Below are 26774 nucleotides of genomic sequence, written 5' to 3'. Positions count from 1 at the left end.
CTCATCTCGCGTGGTCGCGCCTCGGTCCGGTGTCGTACGGCTCCTCTTCATCCGATCCGCACAGCTCCGCGTTCAGCTCCTCGACCAGCTTGACCAGGTCCCTCGGCCGGTCGGGCCCCCACCAGTCGCCCAGCAGCTGCGCCAGCGACTCCTCGCGCGCCTTGGCCAGCCGGCCCGCCACCTCGCGTCCACGGTCGGTCAGTATGAGCGGCAGGCCCTCCCGGCGGGCGAGACCGCGCTCCTCCACCTGCCGCGACGCCTCGTTGATCACCCGCAGCGGTACGGCGGTGCGCTCGGCCAGCAGCGCGGGCTCGACGGAGCCGTACCGGTGGATGCGCAGCAGCAGCCAGCTGGAGGCGGGCAGCAGGTCGTAGCCCGCTTTCGCGGCGATCTTCTCGTAGATGTGCTTACGCCCCTCCCGCGTGCCCAGGACGGACAAGGCGCGGGCCACCTCGTCGTGCGAGGACCGCTCGACGGGGTTGGAGGCGAGGGTCTGGCTGGTGTCCGGGGCGGTGACGGACGCGCGCAGCTTGTCCTCCTTGAGGAAGCAGGCGACGACGAACGCGACGGCGACGACGGGCGCGCCGTAGAGGAAGACATCGGTGATGGACGCGGAGTAGGCGCCCAGCACCGACGGGCGCAGCTCGGGCGGAAGCTGGGCGATGGAGCGTGGGTCGGCCTCCAGCTGGGCAGGGCCGATTCCGGGGGGCAGATCCTGCCCGGCGAGAGCCGCCACCAGTTTGTCGTCGAGCCGGTTGGTGAACACGGTGCCGAAGACGGCCACGCCGAACGAGGCGCCGATGGAGCGGAAGAAGGTCGCGCCGGACGTGGCGACACCCAGATCCTCGTAGCGGACGGCGTTCTGGACGACCAGCACCAGAACCTGCATGACCAGGCCGAGACCGGCGCCGAACACGAAGAAGTAGACGCTCATCTCCCACGTGGAAGTGCCCGGCCTCAACTGGTGGAGCAGGAGCAGACCGACGGTGGTGACCGCCGTCCCGACGATCGGGAAGACCTTCCACCGGCCGGTTCGGCTGACGATCTGGCCGGAGGCGGTCGAGGAGATCAGCAGGCCGAGGACCATCGGCAGCATGTGCACTCCGGACAGGGTCGGGGAGACGCCCTGCACCACCTGGAGGAAGGTCGGCAGATAGACCAGCGCGCCGAACAGCGCGAATCCGACGATGAAGCTGATCACCGCGCAGAGGGTGAAGGTCCGGATCCGGAAGAGGCCCAGCGGGAGCACGGGTTCCGCCGCCCTCCGCTCGACGTACACGAAGGCGGCCAGCAGGAGGGCGCCGAGGACCGCGAGCCCGATGATCCGGGCCGAGCCCCAGCCCCAGATGCCGCCGAGCGAGGCGACCAGCACCAGGCAGGTGGCGACCGCGGCAATGAGGAAGGTGCCGAGGTAGTCGATGGTGTGCCGGGCCGAGCGGACCGGGATGTGCAGGACTCCGGCGATCACCAGCAGGGCGACGACACCGATCGGCAGATTGATGTAGAAGACCCAGCGCCAGGAGAGGTGGTCGACGAAGAGCCCGCCCAGCAGCGGTCCGAGGACACTCGCAGCCCCGAAGACAGCGCCGAACAGGCCCTGGTACTTGCCGCGTTCGCGCGGCGAGACGAGGTCGCCGACGATCGCCATGGACAGCACCATGAGACCGCCGCCGCCCAGGCCCTGGAGCGCGCGGAAGCCGATGAGCTGGGGCATGTCCTGGGCGACGCCGCAGAGCGCGGAGCCTATGAGGAAGATGACGATGGCGGCCTGGAAAAGTTTCTTGCGGCCGTACTGGTCGCCGAGCTTGCCCCACAGCGGGGTGGCGGCGGTCGAGGCCAGCATGTACGCGGTGACCACCCAGGAGAGGTGGTCCAAGCCACCCAGTTCGCTGACGATCGTCGGGAGTGCGGTGGAGACGATGGTCTGGTCGAGCGCTGCGAGCAGCATGCCCAGCAGGAGTGCGCCGATCACGACCGGAACCGAGCGCTGCGCCTTTCCGTTGCCGGGGGCCACGGCCGGGGTGGCCACTTCCTGAGCCATGGACTCCTCCTCGGGTCCGCCGGTCTTCTCCATCCTGATCGTTATGGCCGGTTATGGCCTGTTGGACAGTTGGGAGATCCGCTAGGGGTCTGCATAATCGCTTGGCAGCAGCCAGGGAGGGGACCCGGAGTGAGCGCACAGCGCTGTCCAGAATGCGGCACGGCAAGAGGTGCGGACGGGAGTCACGGATGCGCCTGCGCGGAGCGCGCGGCGGAGGCGTTCCGCTCGGAGCGCACCGCTGAGATCGCGGCGGCGGAGGACTTCAATCCACTGCGGATACGTCCGTACGTGACGCTTGGCCGAACGGATCCCGGCCCGGCGCATCCGGGTCCCGGCCCGGAGCGTGAGGCTCCCGGCCAGGAGCGTGAGGCTCCGCGGCCGCTCGGCGACGTGCAGGCCGCACAACCGCCTCAGCCCTACGAGCCCGCGCCGGGGGTCGCGTCAGAACCCGGGTCCGGGGCCGTTGCCGGATCCGGGACCGGGACCGGGTCCGTGGTGGACGGTGCGGGCGGCGACCCGACAGAAACGATGCAGCTGGCGCCCGTGACGATGCCTGCCGCCGCCGCAGCCAGCGGCCGAAATGCGCCGCCGAGGCGGCGACGACGAATTGTTCCGACGGCCGCCGTCGTGGCGGCCGCGGTCATCGGGGTCAGCACGTTCGCCGCGGGAGTGTTCTCCGGCGAACCCGAAGTCGAGCTTTCGATGCCGACCCTACGTACGTCCGCGCCTGCCGCCAGTGTGCAGCCGGACAGTTCGGCCTCCGAAGCCGACTCTCCGTCACCGTCCGCCTCGGACTCCGCATCGGGATCGCCATCCGCCACCGCTTCCACGTCGGCCACGGCATCGGCCAGTGCGTCGGCGAGCGCGTCGAAGCCGGCAGCCGCGTCCTCGTCCCGCCCACTGGTCAGCCCGAGCACACCGGCCGATCCGACTCAGTCCCAGGATCCGCCCGTGCTGCGTTACGGCGACGAGGGCGCGGAAGTGCTCGAGCTGCAGCGGCGGCTGGAGCAGCTGCAGCTGTACGACGGGCCGGAGAACGGCAGGTTCGGCCGACGGCTGAGGGACGCGGTGACCGAATTCCAGATGTACGCCGGCGTCAGGGACGACGCGGAGGGTGTCTACGGCGCCGAGACCCGCAGCCGGCTCGAATCACTGACGCACGAGCCGTAACCGGGGGCGGGGTGGCCGAACTCCGATCCGTTTTGTATCGTGTGGGAACAAAGTGGTTCCGTCCGTACTCCCTGACCGGCGGACGGGACCGCTTGTTTCTTTCTTCCGCGCTCTGGAGCTCGCCGATGTCGGCCACCCCTGTTGTCCTGACCGCCCGCGCCCTCCTGTTGGACATGGACGGCACGATCGTCAATTCCGATGCGGTGGTCGAACGCTGCTGGCGGGAGTGGGCGCTGGAGCACGGGCTGGACCCGGAGGAAGCGCTCAAGGTCGTCCATGGCCGCCAGGGCTACGCGACGATGGCCGTCCTGCTGCCGGAGCGGCCCATGGAGCAGAACCACGCGGACAACCGCGTGATGCTCGCCCGCGAGACGGCCGACACGGAGGGCGTGGTGCCGGTGGCGGGCGCGCCCGCCTTCATGGCGGCGCTCACGGAGCTGCCGCACGCCCTGGTCACGTCGGCGGACGAGGCACTGGCCCAGGCGCGGATGACGGCGGCGGCCCTGCCGATGCCGCGGATACGCGTCACCGCGGAGCGGGTCGGGGCGAGCAAGCCGGACCCGGAGGGCTTCCTGAAGGGCGCGGCGGAGCTGGGATTCGACCCGGCGGACTGCGTCGTGTTCGAGGACTCGGAGGCAGGCATCGCGGCGGGCCTCGCGGCGGGCATGCGGGTGGTGGGCGTGGGCCCGCGGGCTGCAGAGCACGGGCCCACGGTGCACGTGGCGGACCTGACACGGGTGAGCGTCGAAAGCGTGGGGGCCGTGGAGGACGGCGTTATGCGGGTGAGTATCACGGGGGGCTGAGCGGGGGGGCGCCTGCGCCGGGGCCGGTTGTCCTGCTCCAACCAGCGCCCCAGCGGGGCGCTTCACTGAACGGACAGGCTTCCGGAGCCATTTGACCCGGTGCTCGCACCCGGACACTTCCGCAGGCTGCGGGAGCTCCATGGCATCATGACTGCCATGATGACGATCTGCCGAAAGGCCGATGGCGCGTAAAAGGCCCGGCGCGGTCCGCGCCGTACGGCAACGAGAAGAACGCCGCCGGCCGCCCGGGCGCGCACCGAGCTGTGTCATCTACTCGCGGGCCTCGACGCCGAGTTCCGCCGCCGTACGCTGCCGGACCCCGACCAGGACCACTGGACGGACTGGAGCGGGAGCCCGTACTCCTGGTGGCACCGGTGGCTGTACGAGGGCGGCTGAGCAGCCGCGCCCCTACCCCGCCACCGCCTCGTACAGGCTGAACCCCGCCAGCGCCAGCATCACCAGCGCCGCCACCTTCGTGATCAGCGGCAGCGGGACGCGCTTCATCAGCGTGCGGCCGCCGAGGATGCCTATTCCCGCCACCGTCCACAGCGCGAGTACCGCGCCCACGCCCACCGAGATGGGGCTGTCGTACCGCGCCGCGAGGTTCGCCGTCATGATCTGCGTCAGGTCACCGAACTCGGCGACGAGGATCAGCATGAATCCCGCGCCGGACACCTTCCAGAACGACTGGTCCGCAGGCGCCTTGACCGCCTCCTCGCCCTCGTCCTTCTTCAGCAGCAGCACCGCCGCGCCGATCAGGAACAGCACGCCGACGAACGCCTGCACCAGCCTGTGCGGCAGCAGCGTCAGCACACTGCCCACGGCGATCGCCAGCGCGACATGGACGGCGAAGGCGGCGGCCACACCGGCGAACACGTACGAAGCCCGGTATCGCGTACCGAGCATCAGGCCGGCCAGGGCCGTCTTGTCGGGGAGCTCGGCGAGAAAGACAACGCCGAAGGCGATCGCCATGATGCTGAAGCTGATCACGTGAGGTTCCTCAATCGGTCGGGCGTGCCGCACCGAGAGACCTGATCACTGCCTGACTGTTTCAGGGGTCGCTTCGGCACGGCAGCGTCATCAAAAACACAAGGACACTGCGGCCGAAGGTCTCGCTGGCGGACCTGATCCACGGTCCGCCTCCGGGCGCCGGCTGAGCGAACTCAGCAGTATGTCGACGTTCCGGCGAAGAGCTACTCCCCTTCTGCTCCGTCCAGGGTACGCGACACGGCACAACCTCAGGGCCGCACGTCCCGGTGCAGCCTCCCCCGAGCCACGAGCTCCAGTACCACCGCGACGGCCACCGCCTGCACCGCCATCAGCGCGACCAGCACAAACAGCTGCACAGCCCCCGCGAGCACCGGTGAGGAACCGGCCAGCAGCATGCCGACGAAAGCCCCCGGGAGCGTGACCAGTCCCACCGTCCGTGTCTGGTCGAGGCCCGGCAGCAGTGCATCGGACGCCGCCGGCCGGGCGACCTCCAGGCGCGCCTCCCGGTCCAGCAAGCCGAGCGCCATCCCCGCCTCGACCTCACCCCGCCGCACATCGAGCTCGTCCAGCGCCCGCCGCCCACCCAGCACGGTCGCGGTCAGCGCGCCGCCGATCAGAATCCCGGTGACCGGGATCAGCGCGATCCCACGCACCGGGACGAGACCCGTCAGGACCAGCGCGGCGACCACGGGCACGACCGCCACCCCGATCGGCACCGCCGCCCACCACCACGAGCCGTTGCGTGTGATGCGCCGGCCCGCGGTCCACACCGCCACCCCGTACATCAGCAGCAGGAAGGCGAGCAGCAGCGGAACCGCCCGCACCACCCATCCGATGAGCAGGGACACGGCGGCGAGTTGGGCCGCGGCCCGCAGGCCCGCGGTCACGACCTCGCGGGCACGGCCGCGGCCGCCGTCCTCGGACAGCCGGGCGACCGCGACGACGACCGCCGCGACGGCGAGCAGTACGGCGAGTACGGCCGCGAGCGTGACGTTCACCGGCAGCAGCACCTGGCCGGCGGCCTGAGCCGCGGCGGTCCGCACCGAAGGGACCGAACCGGCGGGAACGGCGAGTTCGGGCACCCCGGGAAGGCCGCGGACGCCCGGATCGGCCTGAACGGCATGACCGGCATGAACGGCGAGGTCAGCAGGTACGGCGTGGACGGCGAGGACGTGCACGTCGCAACCCTATGGCCACAGCGGAAACATGGCGGTACGTCAGAACCCTTGATGTGACGTGCTCATGTCGCCACTCTGTTACCTGGCGCCCATCCCCCGGCAATCTCGCGCCGCCACGATGGCCGGGCCCCGACGGGGTCGCACGGCCAAGGTCCCCCCACAACAAGGGAGTTCGTATGTCCGGTGTCTACGCGCGTCGAATAGCCGTTGTCGCAGCAACCGCCGCCCTGGTCGGCAGCGGGCTGCTCACCGCCCCCGCCGCCCAGGCTTCCCCGCCCACCCCCATCAGCGCGTCCACGGCCCGTACCTACCTCGGGCAGCTGACGGTGCAGGCGGAAGGTTCCTCCAGCGGCTACAGCCGCGACCTCTTCCCGCACTGGAGCACCCAGTCGGGTGCATGCAACACCCGCGAGGTCGTCCTCAAGCGCGACGGCTCGAACGTCCAGCAGGACTCAAGCTGTGCGGCCGTCAGCGGCAGCTGGTACTCCGAGTACGACGGCGCCACCTGGACCGCCGCCTCCGACCTGGACATCGACCACGTCGTCGCGCTGGCCGAGGCGTGGCGCTCCGGCGCGAACAGCTGGACCACCTCCAAGCGCCAGCAGTTGGCCAACGACCTGACCCGTCCCCAGCTCATCGCCGTCACCGACAACGTCAACCAGGCCAAGAGCGATCTCGACCCGGCCGAGTGGCTGCCGCCCCGCACCGCCTACCGCTGCACCTACGCCCGGATGTGGGTCCAGGTGAAGCACTACTGGGCCCTGAGCATCGACTCGGCCGAGAAGAGCGCCCTCCAGGGAGTACTGAACGGCTGCTGACAAACCTGAACGGCCACCGGCAAGGAGGCGCAGAGAAAACGCGAGGGCGGCACGCGAAGCGGTAAGCCGGGCGAAACGCCGCCGGACCGGCGAGAGATACGAACGACACGACCGGAAACTACCCGCTGACCTCCGTCGTTCCGTACCGTACGGGGCGACGGAGGAGGGGCTGACATGGCCGGACTGCGACTGGGACCACTACTGCGCCACGTCGACTGGGACACCGGGGAGGCGGCGGTCGTCTGGGTCGAGGCCGACCGCCCCTGCACGGCCGAGGTCCGCTGCGAGGACGGCGCGGGCGGCTCGGTGCACACGTTCCAGATCGCCGGGCACCACTACGCGCTGATCCCGGTCACCGGTCTTACGCCGGCGTCCGAGACGGCGTACGAGGTACTGCTCAACGGCCGCCAGGTCTGGCCGCTCGCCGACTCGCGCTTCCCCGCGAGCACCATCCGTACGCCCGCCGTACCGACCGGATCCGCCCGCATCACCTTCGGCTCCTGCCGCTGGGCCGCACCTCCCGGCGGCGGCAAGGACCCTGTCGGGCCGGACGCGCTGGACATGCTGGCCGCACGACTGTCTTCCGGTCCGTCCTCCGAGCGGCCCGACGTACTGGTACTGCTCGGCGACCAGGTGTACGCCGACGAGACTTCCGAGGCCACCCGCCGCTGGCTGGCCGCCCGGCGCGACCCGAGCGAGCCTCCCGGGTACCAGGTCGCGGACTACGAGGAATACACCCGCCTCTATTACGAGTCGTGGCTGGACCCCGGAGTGCGCTGGCTGCTTTCCACCGTCCCCAGCTGCATGATCTTCGACGACCACGACGTCATAGACGACTGGAACACCAGCGCCGCCTGGCTGGCAGACATGCGTGCCACGCCCTGGTGGCAGGAGCGGGTGCTCAGCGGCCTGATGTCGTACTGGGTCTACCAGCACCTCGGCAACCTCTCCCCCGCCGAGCTCGCCGAGGACGAGACGTACGCCGCGGTCCGCGCCGCCTCCGACGGTACCGACGTGCTGCGCCGCTTCACGGCCCGCGCCGATGAGGACCCGCAGTCGGTGCGCTGGAGTTATCGTCGCGACTTCGGCACGACCCGGCTGCTGATGGTGGACACCCGGGCGGCCCGGGTCCTGGACGAGCAGAACCGGTCCATGCTCGACACCCACGAGGAGCAGTGGGTACGCGACAACGCCCTGGACGGTCACGGAACGTACGAGCATCTGCTGATCGGCACTTCGCTGCCCTGGCTGCTGCCGCCCGCGGTCCACGACGCCGAGGCCTGGAATGCGGCTCTGTGCCGAGGCGATCGCGGCGAGCGCTGGGCGAAGATCGGCGAAAAGGTACGCAGGGGCGGCGACCTTGAGCACTGGGCGGCCTTCCCCGACTCCTTCGCCAGGCTGGCCGACCTGATCGCCGAGGCGGCCACCGGGCCTGACGCACCGGCGACGGTGTGCGTCCTGTCCGGCGACGTGCATCACGCGTACGTCGCCGAGCCTTCCTGGCCGGACGGCCGCGCATCGGACGCGCACGTCGTGCAGTTGACCTGCTCGCCCGTGCACAACAGCGTCCCCGCGTCGATAAAGCTGGGGTTCCGCTTCGGCTGGAGCCGGGCCGGCCGACGGCTGGGGCTGGCACTGGCCCGGCACGGCCGGACGGGGCTGCCGCCGGTGCAGTGGAAGAAGTCCGGCGGGCCGTGGTTCGGCAACCAGTTGATGACGCTGGCGCTGCGCGGGCGGTCGGCCGTGCTGCAACTGGATCAGGCGCAGGCCCGCCGGGCCGGGGGTGCGAGGCTGACGACCGTAATGGAGCGGGACCTCGCACGTCCGGCCGAACGCCGCGGCGGCGGCAGCACATCGAGGCGGTGAGGGCTACCCGGGGGCACGGGAACGATGGGGAGGCGGGGCCCCCGGCACGCCGGTACACCGGGCCACCCGGACGCCGGGACACCCGGACGTTGAAGGCGGCTCGGCCGTGCTCCGCCTGGACGACAGCCGGGTGAAGTGATCTGCGGAACATCACGGCCCCCATGCGATCTCCACAGAAACTTCAGGCGTACGCTGCATGGCTGTACAGCCGCCCCTGCCGCTCCCCTGCGACGTCGCGGCGTTGTTTTCGAACCGGGGAGTTACGTTGCTCGACAGTGTGGGGGCGCTGACCGCCAGCCCATGGATCTACGCCGTGGTGGCCGTCTCCGTCGTCCTCGACGTCTTCCTGCCCGTACTCCCCAGCGGGGTTCTGGTGATTGCGGCCGCTACGGCCGCCGCCGCGGGCTCGACAACCGCGGTCGAAGCCGCTGGGCGTGTACCCCAGGACGTCCCGGACATCCTGGTCCTGATGGTGTGCGCCGCCGCGGCGTCCGTGCTCGGCGACCTGTTCGCGTACCGGCTGGCCTGGCGCGGCGGTGACCGCCTGGACCGCGCCATCGCCCGCTCCCGCAGGCTGACCACTGCGCAGGAACGTCTCGGCTCGGCCCTCACCCGGGGCGGCGGCGCGCTCTTCGTCATCGCGCGATTCGCTCCGGCCGGCCGGTCGGTGGTCTCCCTGGGAGCGGGCGCGGCCCACCGCAAGGTGATGGAGTTCCTGCCCTGGTCTGCGCTGGCGGGTGTGGCGTGGGCCGGATACAGCGTGGGACTCGGGTACTTCGGCGGCCAGTGGCTGGGCGCGACGTGGCTCGCCACGGCGGTCTCGCTCCTCGCGCTGTTCGCGGCGGGCGCGGCCGCGGCGTTCCTCGTACGGCGGCCCACACCGGCCTCCGTCGCCCCCTGAACACGGCTGTGTCCAGGGGCGTTCCCGCCCGCCGAAGGGTGAACGCCTCTTCGCCAGGCGACAGACCGTCAGGAGCAGCACGCCCGCCGGTTCGTTGACCCGGCCGGAGTCGCCGGGCACGGCGGCACTGGTCGCGCGCACAGGGCCACGCGCGCACGGGGGCGGGGCACCGGCCCGTCAGCCGACGGGCCGCCGGGTGGGCGTGCCGGCGGAGCGCTCAGCCGACGCGCTCGGCCGCCGCCGTCCTGTTGCCCCGTACCTCAATGCCTTCGAGCAGCACACGCGTCGCCTCCGCGACAGCGTCCACGGCCTGGTCGAAGATCTCGCGGTTGTGGGCGGCGGGCGCCCGGAAGCCCGAGACCTTGCGCACGTACTGCAAGGCGGCGGCCCGCATCTCCTCCTCGGTGGCTTCCTCGGGGATGGCGGGTGGACGGAGAGTCTTGATGCTGCGGCACATACCCCCAGTGTGGTTCATACGCAGCAATGGGCGCCCGAAATACCCGGGTGCCAAAATAGGGTAAAACCACAAAATCTGGGGGACCCTCGTGCGGGAGGCAACGAATGACGGCGTCGGCGTCGCAGAGCACAGAACCCGCCCCTCATCGGGACCTGTGGCCCGGGGTCGCCGGGCTCCTCGCCGGAGGGTTGCTCATCGCGGGGTACGTGCTCGCGTGGCGCATGCCCGACATCGAGGAGCAGGACGCGATCAGCAAGGTCGTGTCGTTCCACCGGAAAGAAAGCAATCAGGCGCTGTCGGAGACATCCGTACTGCTTCTGCTGGCGGCGGCGCTGCTGTTCATGTTCTTTCTCGTCGCCCTGTCCCGCAGAGCGGGGAACCGGTCGCACCTCGTGCTGGTGGGCGGCACGGTCTTCACGGTGTTCCTCATGGTCTCGGCGCTCGCGGGGAACACCTTCGGGATCACCGCGAGCCACTCGGAGGTCTTCCGGATCGGTCCGGAGACCGCGCTCATGGCGATCCTGCTGATGGACATCGCGTACGGCGCCACGATCGCGGCGATGACCGGGGCGGCGGTCATGCTGTTCGCGATCTGGCGGGTGGCACGGGATACCGGCGCGGTACCCCTGCGGCTCGGCTGGTTCGGCCTGGCCGTTGCGGTGCTGTCTCTGGCCGGACCGTTCAGCGTGTGGTTCACACCGCTGCTCCTGGCCCTGTGGATGATCGCCGCGGGCGTCATCCTGATCGCCACGGCCCGCCGGGCACGCACCGTAATGCGACGGAGCGCAACGTGAAGGACAGATCAGGCGCACGCCATAACCAGCCGTAGGCCGCCCTCAGGCGCGCTCGGCCCTCAGGCGCGCTCGGCCATCAGGCGTGCTCGGCCATCAGGCGGGCCGCCTCCTCCGCCGGGGTGTGTGGCGGTACCACCACGAGGTCGCAGCGGCCGACACCGTACGAGAGCAGGCAGACACGGCCCCGGTCGGCCGCAGCGGCGGACCGCTTGATGTGCACCACGCGGCCGGCCACGGCCAGCCTGCCCGGCCCCGCGAGCCACTGGGCAGCATCCACGGTGACTCGGGTGATACGGCCCCACCTCGCGCTCAACGCCGCCAGCAGCGACGGCAGCTCGTCACGCAGGTCATGGGTACGGGGCCACCACGCGCCGTCAATGCGGCGCGGCACGGCCTCCGGTCCCGCAAGGGCCAACCGGACCGGCAGCACGTGATGTGCGGCGACCGTCTGCATATCGACCTCGGAGCTGATAGCCATCTGGACGACTGCGTACCGGCCACAGCTTCAACCGCCGGCCGGAACGATCTCTTACGCCCAGCCTACCGCGCGCCGCTCCCCCACCCCTTGATCGCTCGGCCCACCCGTGATCACCGGCCCACGCATGATTGCCAGCCCATTCCTGAGCACCAGACCCGCCCGGCGTCCGTCGGCGGGCGGGGGCGTTGCGCGCGTTCGTCCGAGACCTTCCCGAGGGCGGTGACCTGCACAATCATCTCGCCGGGCGGCCTCGACCGAGCTGCTGATCAAGCTCGCGGCCGAGGAGAAGCGTCCTGGGTGCGCACTGCCGGTCCGGCAGATCTCCCAGGTGCTGCGCGGCGAGTACCCCCGCGCGCACGTCACTCTCCATGCCGAACGGATCGGCCACGGCGTCGACGTACTGCTCGGGGACACCCCAGGCAGCTGCTCCGCCGCCGCAACACCACTGCGACGCACCCGACCAGCTGGGCCGGCACCTGGGCCGAGTTGCCGGAACCCAGCTACGGAGTGCTCCAACCGTCGTGGCTGCCGGGAACCCAGAGCACCGCGGTTCCCGGCACCCACCCGGCCCAGCTGTGACTCGAGTTCCTAGCTCGGGCCGCATGGGGCAGCGACGCAGACCCATACGGGGTCATCGGGGGCGACTACCACCTCGCCATCGGTGCGCCCGCCCTTCCCTGGGCCACCCTTGCCCGGGCCCTTGCCCGGGCCCTTGCCCTGCCCGCCCTTGCCGTCGGGTTTGACGACGATGGGGTTTTCCGCCTTGCCGATGAGGTTAGCCCTGTCGTCGGGTTTGACGCCGATAGGGTTGTCCGCCTTACCGATGAGATTGGCGCTGTCATCGGGGTTACCGTGATCGTTGTCGGCTGCCACTACGTACGGCGCCGTCGGGGCGGCGGCGAATGCGCCGGTGGGCAACAACACGCCTCCTGCAACCACGGCGCTCGAGGCGGCGAACACGAGAAAACGTCGCGTTCGGAATGGGTGTGTCATGGGAATCTCCTCCAGCAAGAAAGTGAACGGAATATCGAACGACCCTGCCGGCTACCGCTCCCTTCGGCAGGCGGACGAATTCCGGTGAACCGCACGGCCCTGGTTGTTACGACCGATACAGCTGGGCCACCTCCTCCGGTGAACCCATTTCCAGTAGGCCCTGGTAGTCGAATCACGTCACGCCCCTGAATCGCGTGGCTTGACGGACGACAACGGTCCTGTTAATCCGAGACAGGGCCCCGGGGAAGGCAGCCAGGGACGACCGCCGAATGCATGCGGGTGGTCACGAAGATGCGCCCTGCGATCCGCGCTACAGCAGCTACGTCTTCACCACGCGAACCGGCCGGCCGATCGAGCCGCGCAACCCGTACCGGTCGTTCACCCGTGTCGCCGAGACCGCTTGCGCCCTCATGAAACGCACAGCGCGGGACGGTGAGCGGGGCAGGGCCGAACTGCTCGGGCTGCGCCTCTTCGCCGACCCCGAGATCGAAAGGTCGCTGAGCGGCCAGTACGCGCAGGGGCGGCTGGGCGAGCCCGAGGAGGTCGCTCATGCGGTGCCCTTCTTCGCGACGCCGGCCAGCTCGTACGTCACAGGCCAGATACTGAGCGTCGAAAGCGGATGGATCTCCGCGCAGACGTGGTTACACAGCCCTTGTGAGGACCCGTCAGCCATGACCCACGGACCGACGGCGCTTCGCTTCCCTCGCCGCTACCCATCCTCAACTGCATCGGCTCCATCGCGGTCAAGGTGCTCGTCGACGGGGCAGATTTCGTCCCACTCGAGTCGAACCGTTGGCGAGCGGCTCGGGGAGGCTCGCCCGAAAGTGGCTGCCCCAAGCCGTCGAGCCGACCGCCCAGCCACAACAGTTTCCGGCCCCACTTCCCGAGCACCTGGTGCGCCGCTCGGCGCGGCCCGCCGCTGGCGAAGACAGGGCGGCGGGCCGCGCCGTGCGGCCTCTGGATGTAAGGAGACGTCTACCGCACCGATTCTGTGGACAGCTGTCCGTCTCCAGTTGTTGCCCCGAGGGTGTGCCTGCCCCGCGGTCAGAATGCCGACGGCTACAGCCGTGCGGTCCGGTGCGGTGGCGCACGGTCAGATGCCGAACTCCTGCGGGGACAGTCCGAGCACAGAGCACGCCTCTCGCAGGACCTGCTCTTCGGCCGGCGCGACGAATCCGTCCGCACCGGCGATGACGAAGCCGGTCTGCACGACCGCCCTGGCCTCCGTCGGCTTCTTCGCCGCCTTGGCGATCTCCTGCATGACCTCCGCCTTGCCCTGCTGGAAGTTGAACGCCAGCTGGTCGACGTGCTTGTTGAACCGCTGCCGCAGCTGGTCGGAGGGGAAGTTCTGCAGGACGTCGTTGTTCAGGATCAGCGACTCCACGTGCTGCCGCTCGGCCGGGTCGACATGCCCGTCGGCAGCCGCGACCAAGGCGCACATCGCCATGCTGGCGTCCCGGTAAGCGCCGCTCTTCAGCTCGGTCTTGAGGGAGGTGAGCTGGGACTTGAGCGTGTTCACCAGCTGCGCCCGCGATCCGCCGGCGGACCCCGCACTCGACCGCCCGTGTCCGCTAGAGCCCCGAGTCCCCTGCGACTGCTGCTGCAGATTCTTGGCCTGGTCCTTGATCCGATCCCACATCGCCACTCGCGCCACCTCGGCTTCTGCCCATATCGTTCCGGTCGTCCGCGCGCTTTCCGCGCGGCCTCCTGCCAACGCCTCCCGACCCTCCGAAGTTCCGCAGCCGCCCTGCCGGCGCCCGGTGCGCGAAGGGCAGAGGGCAAGCATCACCCGACGCCGAATCGACCAACACAGGCTGGGCGTCCGTAACGTAGGCGTCCTGCTGGGCCTTATGCGGGGCGGCGGGGGCGTGGTCGCTCGTAGGGCAGACGGCGCCCTGGCTGTGAATAATTCCTACCGGCGGAATTGTCCCGTCTTTCATCCGAACGGGCGAAAGCCTTCCCCTTCGTCACTCCTCAGTTGCCGGCACTGTAAATGGGGCGAGGTACGCGGAGTTGCACAACGACAAGGACACCGCGACGCTGCGGAAGTCGACGGGCGCGGCGGTTGATACGTGCTCGTACAACTCGACCCGCGTCGATTCAAGATGTGCTGACTGGCCGCCAGCGAAGTCTCGGCACGAGCGCCCGCCCCCCGCCGGGGGCGGGCGCTCGTGCTACATGGCTTCCCGTTCCCTGCGGAGGTCGTGCACGTTGGCGGTGAGCGTGCCGTCCTGCTGCTCGTAGTGGGACAGCGCCAGCCCGAGGCCGAAGAACGTGGGCGCCCATTCGCCTACGAAGATTCCCCACCGGTCGGCGCGGGCGAGGCCAACTCCGGGTTCGACTTTGAGTGATCCGGCCCAGGCGGCGATGGACAGGCCGATGGACACGAAGGCCGCAGTGTAGGCGTGTTCGCTGCGGAGGCCTTTGTCATGCAGCATTTGGATCATCATGGTTCTCCCTGTGGTGTATGAGGGGGCAGGGCACCTTCACCAGGGTCACTCGTTTGGCGGACGCTCGCATCTGGAGGCCCGTGTGCAGATCCTGCACACGCCCCCATACCTGGCCCCACAGGACCAGACATGGGCGCTTCGTGTGGCCGGCCTTTCAGTCCCGCTTCGGAGCACCGGTATGGGTAGGCGTTTAGAGGATGCGGGCACGTCCCTCCTGCCCGGCCTGACCGGTTGCCTTCACGACCGTGGTCGGCTGCCGACCTCTGCCGTCGTCCGCTCTTGTTGCCGTCACCACTGGCGTCGCTGCGCACGGACCCGGTGCACGCTTTCAAAGTCTGTTGGTGGTGCGGCGAGGTCCGTCTGATGGCGTTCACCTGCGTGCACGGCGGGGTGGCTACCGTGGTGGGAATGGTCTCGCGGCGGGGCTCAACGCTTGTGAACGCAGCTGAATGAGACGGAAACTGAGACGGTCCTCCTGTGGTTCTGGGGCGTACTCGTCCGCTGTGCCTCTAGCGACGGTGGTCAGACAGCAGGTGAGGGTCTCCGGCTTATGGCATTGAGCGAGTCAATCCCCACGACAGTGAGCCCGCGGCTGGGGCGGGCACGTGTCCCGGGAACCTGTGGTGGCTGACACTCGTTGAATGGAGTGAGTCGGTCGCCGTGACCCGTGTGCGCCCTGGAAGGGGCCCGTCATGTACGGGAGCGTGCGGTGGCCGACACGCATGCGGTGTGCGCGCCGAGACCCTCTGAATTGTCGGCCTACCTTGCTGCGTGGATGGTGCCCTCTGACACGGCTTTCTCCCGGCAGCGACGGCTGATTCGTGCGTGGCGATGGACAAGGTCGTTCCTGACCACTGCGGCCGTCAGTGCCGACCGCATCCGACACCCGTTGAGGGAGCTCGTTTTCTATGGATTCGCAGACCGTTCACCCTCCCCCGCCCGACATCCGACAGGGGGCGGGGAGTGACTTCGCCCGGCTGTCGAAGAAGATTGCCGACGCCGGCCTGATGGGCCGCCGCCCGGGCTACTACGCCGCCCGGATCGCTGCGGTCACTGCCCTCTACGTCTGCGGGTGGATCGCGTTCGTCCTCGTCGGCGACAGCTGGTGGACGCTCGGGGTGGCGGCGTTCCTCGCCGTCGTCTTCGGCCAGGTTGCGCTCCTCGCGCACGATGTGGCGCACCGGCAGGTGTTCCGGCTCCGCAAGGCCAGCGAACGAACCGGCCGTATCGCTGGAAACGCCGGTATCGGGATGGGCTACGGGTGGTGGCAGGACAAGCACACGCGCCACCACGCCAACCCCAATCATGAGGAACTGGACCCCGACCTCATCCCCGACATCCTGGTCTGGTCGCAGAATCAGGCCCACGCCGCACAAGGGCTGCCCCGTCTGCTCGGCCGCTTTCAGGCGTTCCTGTTCTTCCCTCTCCTCACTCTCGAGGGCTTCAACCTGCACCTGTCCGGCGTGAAGTCGCTGGCCGACCGCTCGCTTAAGAACCGCGTGGCGGAAGGCAGTCTGCTGTTCGCGCACTTCGCCCTCTACCTCGGTGCCCTGTTCCTGGTGCTGCCGCCCGGCATGGCCATTGCATTCCTTGTGGTTCACCAGTGCCTGTTCGGGGTCTACCTGGGCTCGATCTTCGCCCCCAACCACAAGGGCATGCCGATCCTGACCGGCGACGACGACCGCCCCGACTTCCTGCGGCGCCAAGTGCTCACCTCACGCAATGTCCGCGGTGGATGGTTCACCGACGTCGCACTCGGCGGACTGAACTACCAGATCGAGCACCATCTGTTCCCGAGCATGCCCAGCCCGCATCTGCGCAGGGCACAGGCAATCGTCCGCCGCCATTGCCAGGATCTGGGAGTGAACTACCTGGAAACCAGCCTGATCACTTCGTACCGACAGGCCCTCGCCAGCCTCCACCAGGCCGGAGCGCCGATCCGGCACGCCGCCCCCGCCTAGCCCACGCCTAGCCCCGCTCTCCTGCCCTAAGGGTCAGACCCCTCGGGCGGCACCATCCACATCCTCACAGTCAGCCGCAAGTCAGGTGGTGCGCTACTGGATGACCTCGTAGATCTCCTTGTAGCCAGATGTCGCGTTGCTGTTAAACGCGTCGATCAGTGACTTCGCGTTCTCGTCTGGGTTTACGAAGAACTCTCGCTCCATGGTGAAGTACTGGTCGAGGCTGTCGAATTCCCATTGGCAGACAACCGTATCCATGGGACCGGCGTAATCGACGTAGATTCGCCGGTTTGTATACCCAGCCTCTTCAAACATCCTGGTGAGGGTCGTGAACGCCGCCACGATCTCCGGCGCCTTCCCGCGTTCAGCTTGATAGACCTCGCGCATCATGTACACGGCGTGGCTTCGCCTTCCCGCTTGAGCAGAATTGACTGGTCACGGGCGATGCTAGGTCGCCCGAGTGTTGCTCGCACGCCAAGTGTGGTGACGGGGGACCATGCGCTTCCTGCACTACCGCCGTCGCCATGCGCGTGTCCGCGCGGGCGGTGCGGAGAGGCTTTGGGCGGGAGCTGCCATGGGGCGAGAGATCGGGGCCCGTACGCTGGCCGCGAATCGATGAGCAGATCAAGAAAGTTCGGCCGGCCAAGCCCGCTGAGGAAGATCCAGAGGAGGCATCTGGCACGTAGCTGGCACGACGCCGCTCCCCGCCGAGATGGTGGAGGAACGAGCAAGGCCCAGGCCTCCGGTTTGTTGCCGGTGACCTGGGCCTTTGTCGTGCTTCCTACTGGTGGGCGCGGACGGTTTCGAACCGCCGACATCTGCTTTGTAAGAGCAGCGCTCTACCCCTGAGCTACGCACCCGTGGATGAGTGGACAGCCTACATTGCACCAGCACCACTGACGCAAACCCGTCCGCCGGGCGGGGGCTAGCCCCACCCGGGATTCGGTGGGCGGCCGGATGCTGGTGGGCGGGCGGCGTTCGTAGTGTCGTGGGTGGGCTCGGCACATGGCCGTGGCGCCAGTTGATGACCTTGGGGGATCAGCATGGCTCTCCGTACTCGTACATTCCTCGCCGCCGGCGGGGCCCTGGTCGCCGCGCTCGTCGTGACCGGGTGCGGTTCCGGTTCCGCCGAGTCCGACGACAAGGAGCCGGAGACCCGCGCCTTCGCGCTGAGCGGCAAGACCAAGACCCTGACCGTCGACGCGGACGACTCCGACATCGAGATCGCCCCCGCCGACGTGAAGCAGCTGGAGGTGACCCGGTGGTTCAGCGGGTGGACCGCTCTCGGGGAGGACCCCGAGGTGACGTGGGCTCTCGACGGGAGCACGCTCATGCTGCGGACGGAGTGCGACGCGCTGGTCAGTGGCTGCGCGGTCAAGCACCGGATCAAGGTTCCGCGCGGGGTGGTGGTGAAGGTGGAGGGCGACAACGGGGACGTCGTCGCGTCGGGGTTCGACAACAAGCTCACCGTCCGTTCAGACAACGGTGACGTGACCGTCGAGGACGTCAGCGGCGAGCTGGAGGTGAAGACGGACAACGGCGACCTGCGGGTCAGCGGCGCCACGTCCACGCGGGTCGCGGCCCGGTCCGACAACGGGGACGTGCGGCTGGCGTTGACGAAGGTGCCTGGGCGCGTGGAGACCTCGACCGACAACGGGGACCTGACCGTGGAGCTGCCGCGGGCGGCGTACAAGGTGACTGCCGAGAGCGACAACGGGGACGTCGATGTGAAGGTCGACCGTAGTGAGGCCAGTGCGCACGTGGTCACGGCGCGGAGCGACAGCGGGGAAGTAACGGTACGAAGCGCGAACTAACCAGCCCGTGTGTTCGTCTTTACCTGGTGGGAGAATGAACCGGCAGGGCGGACCCAGCACGGGAGAGGGATTGTGACGGCCAGACACGCGCAGCCGTACACGAAAGTGGGTGCTGTACGGGGCGCCGTCGCGTTGATGCTGCTGCCGGTCGTGCTGTCGGCAGTGCTCCCCCTGGCCGTCGCCGGCGGGGGTACGCGGCGCTGGTTCGGCGGGCGGGACGACAGCCGGCGGGCCGAGGCGCAAGCCTCTAAGGATGCGGCGGCCGCCGCCTTCTATGAGCTGGACACGGCGCAGCGGGATCTGCGCATCTCGATCGAGACGATCACGGCTGTGGACAGTTCGCCCGGGGCCCGCAGGGCCGTGGAGGGTTTCGCCGCGCTGGGGCGCCGGATCGACGAGGTCAGCCACGGGTACATCACCGCCATCGACGCCCATGACCTCGACCGGGATGATCTGGACGCGTCGGTGGCTGTCCGGGCGCGCGGGGAGCTGGACCGGGCCAAGGACGAGTTGGTACGGGTCAAGGGGGAGCTGGACCGTTTTACGCAGGGGTTGGGCCCGCTGCTGGACAAGGCCGAGACACAGCTCGCCCGGCTCGCTCCGGCGGTCGAACGGGCGCGACAGGCGCTTCTCGCGGCGAGCAATGCTCTCGATGCGGTGCGCGAGTCCGGAATGAGGGCGGACGATCTTGCCGCACGGCTCGCCGCCCTCGCCCCCGAACTCACCAAGCTCAACCAGGGCGCGGGCCAGCACGGCGTGCAGGAGACCATCCAGCGCGCCGATCGCGTACTGCGTGACGCGGAAGCCGTACGGACCGAAGCCGAGCGGCTTCCCGAGCGTGCCGCCGAGATCGACCGCCGGCTCGTCTCGCTCAGGACGCGTGCACAAGCCCTCACCACCCGGGCCGGCAAAGTCGATCCCGTCCTCAGCGAGCTGCGCCGCCGGTTCACCGCCGCCTGCTGGCAGGACCTGCAACCGGTGCCTGAGCAGGCGGCCGACGCCATACGGCAGGCGGAGGACAAGCTGCGCGAGGCCGGTAAGGCGCGTGAGGAACAGCGCTGGGCGGATGCGACCTCACTCCTCAGTACGGTCAGGGCGCTGCTGAACTCCACCGACGAGGCGGTCTCCGCGGCCGGCGACCGGCTGCAGCGCCTCAACGCCGTGTCGAAGGATCCGCAGCAGGAGATCCAGCGCACGCGTTTCGCCATCCGGGACGCCCAGCGGCTGGCAATGGCCGGCCGCAACACCCCGGACCCGCGGCACGCCCGACCGCTTGACGACAGCGTGGCCCGGCTGGAGCGTGCGATCGCCGGCCTTGAGGGCCGGCACCCCGACTACTGGCACTTCCTGACCGAGACGGAAGCGGTGCGGCGGACCACGGCACGGGTGGTGGCGGAGATCCGCGACGAGCGAAGCTCGGGGAGCTGACGAGCCAAGCCCGGGGAGCTGCCCGTGGGCGGATGGGAGCCCCGGGCGCGGAGAGGGCTGAGGACGGTTTACGCCGTGGCGCGGCAAGCTGAGTCGCCGCCCGTGCGGGCTGAGTTGTCGCGCGCGGAGGCCGGGCGGATCCTGGAGTGACGTGGTTCGCATACGGCTGAACGCTGAGCAAGGAGGCCGAGATGGCCGGCCAGGTACTCCACTCACATCCCCGGCGCCGCATTCACCTCGACGAGCATCTGCCCGTCGATCACCGCCTCAGCAAGTTCTACCGGGTGGGCGCGGGCCTGATGGGCCTGGTACTGCTCGCCTTCGGCATCCTGGGCCTGACCGACCGGATCGGCTTCTTCGACACCGGCGGTGACACGGTCGCGGGCCTCAACACCAACGGCGCTCTGAGCGTGCTCTCCATCTGTGTGGGACTGCTGCTCTTCGTCGGAATGGTCATCGGCGGCAACTTCGCATCCAGCGTGAACATGATCCTCGGCATCGCCTTCATCCTGAGCGGCTTCGTGAACATGGCCCTCCTGGAGACGGACTTCAACTTCCTGGCCTTCAGGATCCAGAACGTGCTGTTCAGCTTCGTGGTCGGTGTGATGCTGATGTTTTTCGGGATGTACGGCCGCGTCGGCAGCGCACTGCCGCACGACAATCCGTACTGGCGGGCCCGCCACCCCGACCGGGCCGATCGCGAGCAGCGGGAACTGGCCGGCGGGTCCGAGGGCAGAAGGAAGTGGCTGACCTCGGAGTAAGTCTGCTTAGGCCTGCGTAGCTCCGGGTCCGCGCCCCCGTCCAGGTCCGCGTCCGCCTCAGGGACGTGCCCCAGGTTGCGGGGCCCTGCAGCCGAGTCACCGCCCCTCGCCGAGGCACCGCCCGTCGCCTGCCGGTCCCCCGGCCCACAGCAGATAGCCTTGGCACATGCCTCGCTACGAATACCGCTGCCGGACCTGCGACGACACCTTCGAGCTCAGCCGGCCGATGGCGGAGTCCTCCGCGCCCGCCGCCTGCCCAGGCGGGCACGACGACACGGTCAAGCTGCTGTCGGCCGTCGCCGTCGGCGGAAGCCGGTCGGCGGCGCCCGCGCCCGCCCAGGGCGGCGGAGGCGGCGGGGGCGGCTGCTGCGGAGGCGGCTGCTGCGGCTGAGTCCCGCCGGACAGCCGGACAGCGGACAGCGGACAGCGGACAACCCGCAGCCGTCGGAAGCTCCGCTACCGCTTGCGGGACAGGGTCAGGCCGTCCGCGACCGTCAGCATCACGCTGTCCATGCGCGTGTCCGCCACCACGTGCTCGTTGAACTCCTTGATCGCCTCCGCGGCCCCGGTGGCCGCCGGGTCGGTCACCGCGCCGTGGAAGAGCACGTTGTCCGTGACGATCAGGCCGCCCTGCCGCATCCGCGGCACTAGCTCCTCCCAGTACGCGATGTAGCTGCTCTTGTCCGCATCCAGGTACGCCATGTCGATGTGCGGCTCGGCGGGCATCGCTCGCAGCGTCTCCAGGGCGGGCGCGATCCGCAGGTCGATGCGGTCCGCGACACCCGCCTTCGCCCAGGCCTCGCGCCCGTACGCCGTCCACTCCTCCGAGATGTCGCAGGCGATCAGCGTGCCGCCGGCCGGCAGCGCCTGTGCCATGGACAGCGCGGAGAAGCCGGTGAAGGTGCCCACCTCCACGATGTGCCTCGCGCCCGTCAGGCGGACGAGGAACGCCAGCAGCGGACCCTCTTCCTCCGCCGACGTCATGCCGGCGTGCTCGGGCAGCTCGGCGTACGTGGTCTCGACGAGCTCGCGCTGGACGTCGCTCAGCGGAGGATTGCGGGCGAGCATGTACGCGTAAAGCTTGTCCGTGATCTTGGTGGTGTTTCCCTTGCTCATCGTGCGCGCTCCCTGTCAGGGCCGGAACTCCACAGATACCAAGGTCAGGACCGGCCCAGGGCCGCGGCGCGGCCGAACTCGCGCAAGATCTCCTCCCCCGCCGCCACGCCCTGCTGAGGCAGCACGGTCAGGTGAGGGGCGTTCCAGCCCGACTCCGCCAGCTCGCCGTGCCCGGGCCGCCAGCCGCGGTCGGCGGCCATCAGCAGGTCCGCGTCGAGGAGCGAGTCGCCCGCGGCGAGGGTGAGCGTGGCACCGGTACGGCGCGCGACTTCCCGTACGGCCGCGCTCTTGGTGAGCGGCTTCGGTACGGCGTAGATCTTGCGGCCCTGCAGCGACACGGTCCAGCCGCGGCCTTCGGCCCACGCGCCCAGCTCCTTGACCCAGTCCTCGGGGAGCAGCTCCCGCTCGACGACGAGGTAGGCGAAGAGGTCCTCGGCGACCCGTTCCTTGCGCAGCCAGGCCGGGTCGGCCGCGGTGGCCAGGTGGGCGCGGATCTCCTCCAGCGGGGCGCACTCGTCGGCCAGGGTGCCGGCCACCTGGGTTCGCCAGTCGTGGTCGGTGACGCCGTCGACGAGGAGGTGCCCGCCGTTCGCGCAGATGGCGTACTTCGGGGCGGTGCCGGGCAGCCGGATGCGCTGGTACTGCTTGCGGGTGCGGGTCGTCGTCGGTACGAACACGGTGTCGGCGGTGAGCTGCGTGAGCAGCCCCACCGCGCTCTCCGTCATGTACGACAGCGGCTTGCGCTCGTGCACCTCGACGCAGAGCAGGCGCGGGGCCTCCGCGTCGGGCATGGTCAGACCGAGCGCGGCGGCGGAATAGATCAGCGTACGGTCGAGGTCGCTGGCGATGAGGATGCTCACTGTGCAGCCACCGCCCTGCCGTCCGCGCCCGTCGCACCACGCGTGTACTGCGGGTGGATCAATCCGACGCAGGTGTACGGGAGTTCGTCGACCTCCTCGACCGGTACGCCGCGCTGCTCGGCGAGCAGCCGCACGTGGTCGAGGTCGGCACCGGCTCCGCGCTTGGCGAGGATCTTCCAGGGGACGCGGCGCAGCAGGACGCGGGTCGTCTCGCCGACTCCCGGCTTGACCAGGTTCACGTTGTGGATGCCGTACTCCTCGCTGATCCGCTCGACGGCTGCCCAGCCCTCCCAGGTGGGCTCACGGTTCGCCGCGAGGAGCTCCTTCACATCGGCGTCCACCGCATCCTCGACCTCGGCGAAGCGGGCCGCGACGGAGTCCAGGAAGTGTCCCGAGACATCGGCACCGGCCAGTTCCCGGTAGAACTTGGCGCCGTGGAAGTCGTCCGGTCCGACCAGGTCGGCGCGCAGGACGGTCCGGGATATCAGCCCGGACACGGTCGAGTTGAGGCATGCGGACGGGATGAGGAAGTCCTCGCGGGTCCCGTACGTCCGGACGCAGCCGCCCGGGTCGGCGAGGACGGCGATCTCCGGGTCGAAGCCCTGGAATTCCTCGAACTCCGCGAGTGCCTCGGCCAGCTCACGGGTGATCGCGCCCTTGCCGGTCCAGCCGTCGACGAAGACGACGTCGGCGGGGTCGTGGTGGGCGGCAAGCCACCGCATCGCGTTGGTGTCGATGCCCCGGCCGCGCACGATGGAGACCGCGTAGTGGGGCAGGTCCAGGCCGTGCCGGTGCTGTGCCCAGCGGCGCATCAGTACGCCGACGGGTGTGCCGGCGCGGGCGAGGGAGACCAGGACGGGGCGCGGCGAGCGCTCCGCGAGCACGGTCTCGGTGACTGCCCCCACGGCCCGTGCGATCCGGGCCGCGGAGGTCTCCAGGGCGGCCTGGAACAGCTCCTGGTATGCGGCGGTCGGCTGGTACTCGACGGGCAGCGACTCGGCGTAGTGAGCGCCGCCCGCCTGGATCGCCTCCTCGCGTTCTTCGGTGGGGGCTTCCAGCTCCACGTCGGAGAGGTCCTGGAGCAGCCAGCCGACCTCGTCCGGGGCGTAGGAGGAGAATGCGGGGCCGCGCAGCGGCTCGGGCATGGACGGCTCCTGCCGTTGAGGGGATGCGTGCTGCACTGCTGCGTGCTTTTCAGGCGCGTGCCGCTCTGATGCGTGCTTCTCAGGTGCGTGCTTCTCGGGTGCGTGCTCAGGTACGTACGAGGGGACGACGGCCAGCACCACACGCGGCGCGTGGGCGGCGAGCTGAGCCAGCAGTCCGTCCGGGGCGTGCAGCTCGGGGGTGTCGGCGGCGGAGTCGACGACGGCGACGATCGCGTCGAAGCCGGCGCCCGCGACGTTGTAGGCGTAGCGCTCGCCGGGGCCGTCGGCCGGGGCGTCGTGGGCGGGGAAGACGATCCGGCTGCGTATCGCGTACCCGGGGTCGTCGACGGCCAGGACGGGCGACCGAGTGGTGGTCGAGTACCGCACCTCGGGCGCGGCACCGGCGTCCTCCAGGGCTTGTGCCAGCCGGAGCGGGGCGTACATGAGCTCCTCGAAGCCGAGGACGAGCACGCGCTCCGGCTCTCCGGCCGGCTGCCCCTCGGCTCCCGCCGCGGGCGCGCGGAGCGCGTCGGATATCCGCGCCGCCATGCCCGGCAGTGCGGCCTCCAGCTCCGCGCGGTGCGCGGGCGTGAACCCGTGCCGCCCCCCGTCGGGAACTCCGCGCGGCCAGCCGAGCGCCACCCTGGCGCACGCTCCGGTGGGCGAGACCGGGGCGGACCGCCGCTGCCCGGTCGCGCCGGGCCCGTCGGCAGGGACGGCAGCCGCCGCCTCCTGTTCCGCGACCAGTTGCCGGCCCTTTTCCAGTACGCCGGCCGGGAGCCGGACCGTTCCCCGGGCCAGGGCTATCAGGTCGATCCGCGTGGCCAGCTCCCCGGCGAGCGCTTCCAGCCTGTCCAGGTCCGCGGGCGAGCGCATGTCCACCAGGGCGACCACGACGTACCGCTTCCGCGGGTACCGCTCGTGCAGGGCACGGATCGTGTTGAGCACCGTGTTGCCGGTGGAGAACTCGTCGTCCACCAGGACCAGCGTGCCGTCTCCGGCCAGCAGACGCGGGTCCTCCGGCAGCAGCAGGTGTGAGGTCGCGTGGGAGTGCGACTCCTCGAAACCGCCCGCCTGGGCGACCCCGTCGACCGGGCGGCGCGTCGAGTGCAGATACGGCGCGAGGCCCATGCCGTCCGCGACGGAGTGGCCAAGGCCGGTTGCCGTCTCTGCGTATCCGAGAACGACCGCGCGGGCCGCCTCGGCGTCGCCCAGCAGCGCCCGCACCCGCGCGCCGAGCGCGAAGCCCGTGTCGTACACGACCGACGGCGACTGCGGCACGTGCTTGCCCAGCACGTTCGACACCAGCAGATGCGCCCGCTTGGGGTTGCGGCGCAGGGCCAGCCCCAGCAGCTCGCTCAGCCGCTCGTCACCTTCGAGCCCGACGCCCAGCCGCTCGGCGACCCACGTTCCCGACCAGACCACGTTGACTTTCTCTTCCCTCGTCATTCAGCCGGAGAGCCCGGCCGTGAGCAGCTCCACGAAGCCGACCTCTTCCTTCGCCACGCCGAAGACCTCGGCCCGCAGCAGCGTGCGCTCGGCCCAGGCGCGGTGAGGCTTCACTTCATTCATTTTGTTCGTGTACGCCGAACGCAGCACCCCGCCGCCGCCCCGCTCGGGCCGCAGGATGTCCTGCGCGTCGCTGAACTCCTCGTGACTGACGACGGACAGCGCATGCACGGGCAGCACGTGCGACGGGTGGATGCAGGTCTTGCCCTGCAGGCCATTGGCCCGGTCCAGCTCGATCTCCCTCAGCAGCCCGTCCAGGTCGTGCTCGATGAGCGTGGCACGCAGCTCCTCCGCCCGTCCCTCCATGAAGGGGCTGCGGCGCAGCTGGGGTTTGAACATGCGCTCCTGGAGGCGGAAGTACTCCCACACCGGTCCGGTCACGGTGAAGCCCGTGCCGTCCGCCCGTCCCAGCATGTTCACCACGTCGGCGATCACCGCGGCGACGATCTGGACGTCGTACGCGGTCATGTCGGGGGATCTCCGCAGCCCGTACGCCGAGCAGAAGTCCGTGACGCCGAGCCTCAGTGCGAGGACCCGCTCGCGGTACTTGTCCACTGTGCGGGCGATACCGGTGAGCGTCTCGGTACGGGTCTCGAGATGGAGCAGCTCGGGCGACTCGAGGACGGGCATGGCGAAGAGCCGGTGCCCACTCGATGTTTCCGCCGTGGTGAGCGCCTCCAGGAAAGGAACGCCACGCTCTTCCGTGAATTTCGGTAGTACGAATCCGGACAGCCGTCGCACCGAGGGGCCGAGCCTGCGCACCAGGTCCGGAATCTGACCCGGCTCCCGGACTCGGATGAAGAGCAGCGGGCTCTCTTCACCGCCCGCGTCAAGGTCGGCGAGCTGCCGGACAAGGTTCTCCTCGCCCGCGGCGACCTCGGCGTCGTCAATGGAATCCTCCAGGCAGAGCACCATGGAGACGACTCCGCGGCCGACCTGCTTGCGTACGTCGTCGGCAAGCCTGGGGCGGGTGGCGGGACTGTAGAGCGTGGCGCCGAGGGCAGCGGCGAGCGTGCGGGCAGGGGAGGCGGCGGTGAAGTCGCACGGTTCCTGGTGGAAGAGATCCGCACGGACAGCAGGCGAAAGATGCCCGAAATGACGCATGTGTTTCCCCCGTACTGCCTTGGCGGCCCAATCGGACGTGGCCGGTAATAGTACGTACGAATGCATGTCAAGAGTTCCCCAAGCACATGAAATCCAGGTAACCCGCTTGCACCATGCCCATGTCGTGCGCGGAGAAC

25 protein-coding genes, 1 tRNA gene and 1 pseudogene are annotated in these 26774 nt (G+C 69.6%); 12 read left to right on the top strand and 15 right to left on the bottom strand.

Annotated elements, in window-relative coordinates; genetic code table 11:
• Position 1: 1 nt before the first annotated feature.
• Both AB0M62_RS11120 and AB0M62_RS11115 read right to left on the bottom strand, forming a co-directional pair.
• Positions 2 to 2041, bottom strand: coding sequence for an MFS transporter (locus AB0M62_RS11120; protein ID WP_366073858.1), 2040 nt, complete (start codon positions 2039 to 2041; stop codon positions 2 to 4).
• 416 nt (positions 2042 to 2457) lie between these two features.
• The gene (locus AB0M62_RS11115) at positions 2458 to 2958 is read right to left on the bottom strand and encodes a hypothetical protein (protein WP_366073857.1); all 501 of its coding nucleotides are present in this window, start codon (positions 2956 to 2958) and stop codon (positions 2458 to 2460) included.
• A 34-nt stretch (positions 2959 to 2992) separates the two neighbouring features.
• Here AB0M62_RS11115 and AB0M62_RS11110 point away from each other — a divergent pair, with 34 nt between their 5' ends.
• Together AB0M62_RS11110 and AB0M62_RS11105 are read left to right on the top strand one after the other, a co-directional pair.
• The gene (locus AB0M62_RS11110) at positions 2993 to 3211 is read left to right on the top strand and encodes a peptidoglycan-binding domain-containing protein (protein ID WP_366073856.1); all 219 of its coding nucleotides are present in this window, start codon (positions 2993 to 2995) and stop codon (positions 3209 to 3211) included.
• Between the two features lie 125 nt (positions 3212 to 3336).
• Positions 3337 to 4014: an HAD-IA family hydrolase gene (locus AB0M62_RS11105; RefSeq protein ID WP_366073855.1), complete on the top strand. Its 678-nt coding sequence runs from the start codon at positions 3337 to 3339 to the stop codon at positions 4012 to 4014.
• A gap of 408 nt (positions 4015 to 4422) precedes the next feature.
• Here the strand turns inward: AB0M62_RS11105 and AB0M62_RS11100 are convergent, their stop codons facing one another.
• Both AB0M62_RS11100 and AB0M62_RS11095 read right to left on the bottom strand, forming a co-directional pair.
• Positions 4423 to 5004: a TMEM165/GDT1 family protein gene (locus AB0M62_RS11100; RefSeq protein ID WP_366073854.1), complete on the bottom strand. Its 582-nt coding sequence runs from the start codon at positions 5002 to 5004 to the stop codon at positions 4423 to 4425.
• 248 nt (positions 5005 to 5252) lie between these two features.
• Entirely contained in the window at positions 5253 to 6014 is a 762-nt protein-coding gene (locus AB0M62_RS11095; protein WP_366074012.1) for an ABC transporter permease, read from the bottom strand.
• 344 nt (positions 6015 to 6358) lie between these two features.
• Here AB0M62_RS11095 and AB0M62_RS11090 point away from each other — a divergent pair, with 344 nt between their 5' ends.
• The 3 genes from AB0M62_RS11090 to AB0M62_RS11080 all read left to right on the top strand — a co-directional run bounded on the left by AB0M62_RS11090 (position 6359) and on the right by AB0M62_RS11080 (position 9767).
• Entirely contained in the window at positions 6359 to 7000 is a 642-nt protein-coding gene (locus tag AB0M62_RS11090) for an HNH endonuclease family protein (RefSeq protein ID WP_366073853.1), read from the top strand.
• Between the two features lie 174 nt (positions 7001 to 7174).
• Positions 7175 to 8866, top strand: coding sequence for an alkaline phosphatase D family protein (locus AB0M62_RS11085; protein WP_366073852.1), 1692 nt, complete (start codon positions 7175 to 7177; stop codon positions 8864 to 8866).
• Between the two features lie 265 nt (positions 8867 to 9131).
• Positions 9132 to 9767 carry a VTT domain-containing protein gene (locus tag AB0M62_RS11080; protein WP_366073850.1) on the top strand — a complete coding sequence of 212 codons (636 nt, stop codon included), beginning with the start codon at positions 9132 to 9134 and terminating at the stop codon, positions 9765 to 9767.
• A 217-nt stretch (positions 9768 to 9984) separates the two neighbouring features.
• Here AB0M62_RS11080 and AB0M62_RS11075 read toward each other — a convergent pair whose 3' ends face one another.
• A complete protein-coding gene (locus tag AB0M62_RS11075) occupies positions 9985 to 10224 on the bottom strand; it encodes a DUF2277 domain-containing protein (RefSeq protein ID WP_366073849.1) in 240 nt (79 codons plus the stop codon).
• 104 nt (positions 10225 to 10328) lie between these two features.
• Here AB0M62_RS11075 and AB0M62_RS11070 point away from each other — a divergent pair, with 104 nt between their 5' ends.
• Complete coding sequence (locus AB0M62_RS11070) at positions 10329 to 11018, top strand: hypothetical protein (RefSeq protein ID WP_366073848.1); 690 nt, start codon at positions 10329 to 10331, stop codon at positions 11016 to 11018.
• Between the two features lie 76 nt (positions 11019 to 11094).
• Here the strand turns inward: AB0M62_RS11070 and AB0M62_RS11065 are convergent, their stop codons facing one another.
• The gene (locus AB0M62_RS11065; RefSeq protein ID WP_366073847.1) at positions 11095 to 11496 is read right to left on the bottom strand and encodes a DUF5994 family protein; all 402 of its coding nucleotides are present in this window, start codon (positions 11494 to 11496) and stop codon (positions 11095 to 11097) included.
• A 588-nt stretch (positions 11497 to 12084) separates the two neighbouring features.
• Entirely contained in the window at positions 12085 to 12489 is a 405-nt protein-coding gene (locus tag AB0M62_RS11060; protein ID WP_366073846.1) for a hypothetical protein, read from the bottom strand.
• A 410-nt stretch (positions 12490 to 12899) separates the two neighbouring features.
• Here AB0M62_RS11060 and AB0M62_RS11055 point away from each other — a divergent pair.
• A pseudogene (locus AB0M62_RS11055) lies at positions 12900 to 13100 on the top strand (SDR family oxidoreductase); the annotation flags it as partial.
• 482 nt (positions 13101 to 13582) lie between these two features.
• On the opposite strand, the gene AB0M62_RS11050 reads toward AB0M62_RS11055, so the two are convergent.
• Together AB0M62_RS11050 and AB0M62_RS11045 are read right to left on the bottom strand one after the other, a co-directional pair.
• Positions 13583 to 14134, bottom strand: a complete 552-nt coding sequence (locus AB0M62_RS11050) for a tellurite resistance TerB family protein (protein WP_366073845.1) — start codon at positions 14132 to 14134, stop codon at positions 13583 to 13585.
• 529 nt (positions 14135 to 14663) lie between these two features.
• Positions 14664 to 14936, bottom strand: coding sequence for a hypothetical protein (locus AB0M62_RS11045; RefSeq protein WP_366074011.1), 273 nt, complete (start codon positions 14934 to 14936; stop codon positions 14664 to 14666).
• Between the two features lie 911 nt (positions 14937 to 15847).
• On the opposite strand from AB0M62_RS11045, the gene AB0M62_RS11040 reads away from it, so the two are divergent.
• Positions 15848 to 16900: an acyl-CoA desaturase gene (locus AB0M62_RS11040; RefSeq protein ID WP_366073844.1), complete on the top strand. Its 1053-nt coding sequence runs from the start codon at positions 15848 to 15850 to the stop codon at positions 16898 to 16900.
• A gap of 93 nt (positions 16901 to 16993) precedes the next feature.
• Here AB0M62_RS11040 and AB0M62_RS11035 read toward each other — a convergent pair whose 3' ends face one another.
• The gene (locus AB0M62_RS11035) at positions 16994 to 17296 is read right to left on the bottom strand and encodes a hypothetical protein (protein ID WP_366073843.1); all 303 of its coding nucleotides are present in this window, start codon (positions 17294 to 17296) and stop codon (positions 16994 to 16996) included.
• 389 nt (positions 17297 to 17685) lie between these two features.
• A tRNA-Val gene (locus AB0M62_RS11030) sits at positions 17686 to 17760 on the bottom strand.
• Positions 17761 to 17943: 183 nt separating this feature from the next.
• Between AB0M62_RS11030 and AB0M62_RS11025 the strand changes: the two genes are divergently transcribed.
• From AB0M62_RS11025 to AB0M62_RS11010, 4 genes are all read left to right on the top strand, one after another.
• The gene (locus AB0M62_RS11025) at positions 17944 to 18714 is read left to right on the top strand and encodes a DUF4097 family beta strand repeat-containing protein (RefSeq protein ID WP_366073842.1); all 771 of its coding nucleotides are present in this window, start codon (positions 17944 to 17946) and stop codon (positions 18712 to 18714) included.
• Positions 18715 to 18786: 72 nt separating this feature from the next.
• Positions 18787 to 20142, top strand: a complete 1356-nt coding sequence (locus AB0M62_RS11020) for a hypothetical protein (RefSeq protein WP_366073841.1) — start codon at positions 18787 to 18789, stop codon at positions 20140 to 20142.
• 191 nt (positions 20143 to 20333) lie between these two features.
• Positions 20334 to 20903 carry a DUF4383 domain-containing protein gene (locus AB0M62_RS11015; RefSeq protein WP_366073840.1) on the top strand — a complete coding sequence of 190 codons (570 nt, stop codon included), beginning with the start codon at positions 20334 to 20336 and terminating at the stop codon, positions 20901 to 20903.
• Between the two features lie 166 nt (positions 20904 to 21069).
• Positions 21070 to 21294, top strand: a complete 225-nt coding sequence (locus AB0M62_RS11010) for a zinc ribbon domain-containing protein (protein WP_366073839.1) — start codon at positions 21070 to 21072, stop codon at positions 21292 to 21294.
• Between the two features lie 65 nt (positions 21295 to 21359).
• Here AB0M62_RS11010 and AB0M62_RS11005 read toward each other — a convergent pair whose 3' ends face one another.
• Genes AB0M62_RS11005 through AB0M62_RS10990 form a run of 4 tightly spaced genes read right to left on the bottom strand, consistent with a single transcriptional unit; the run spans position 21360 to position 26637 of the window.
• Positions 21360 to 22019 (bottom strand): class I SAM-dependent methyltransferase, encoded by a 660-nt coding sequence (locus AB0M62_RS11005; protein ID WP_366073838.1) that lies wholly within the window; start codon positions 22017 to 22019, stop codon positions 21360 to 21362.
• A 44-nt stretch (positions 22020 to 22063) separates the two neighbouring features.
• Positions 22064 to 22879, bottom strand: a complete 816-nt coding sequence (locus AB0M62_RS11000; protein ID WP_366073837.1) for an HAD family hydrolase — start codon at positions 22877 to 22879, stop codon at positions 22064 to 22066.
• Positions 22876 to 25473, bottom strand: a complete 2598-nt coding sequence (locus AB0M62_RS10995; protein WP_366073836.1) for a phosphoribosyltransferase — start codon at positions 25471 to 25473, stop codon at positions 22876 to 22878. The genes AB0M62_RS11000 and AB0M62_RS10995 overlap by 4 nt, the downstream gene beginning before the upstream one ends.
• Positions 25474 to 26637 carry an HpcH/HpaI aldolase/citrate lyase family protein gene (locus AB0M62_RS10990; protein ID WP_366073835.1) on the bottom strand — a complete coding sequence of 388 codons (1164 nt, stop codon included), beginning with the start codon at positions 26635 to 26637 and terminating at the stop codon, positions 25474 to 25476.
• Positions 26638 to 26774: the final 137 nt, after the last annotated feature.

The sequence above is a fragment of the Streptomyces sp. NPDC051219 genome (assembly GCF_040682335.1).
Taxonomy (GTDB): Bacteria; Actinomycetota; Actinomycetes; order Streptomycetales; family Streptomycetaceae; genus Streptomyces.
Note: the sequence above shows the minus strand (reverse complement) of the source record. Positions and strands in the feature narration are given on the sequence as shown.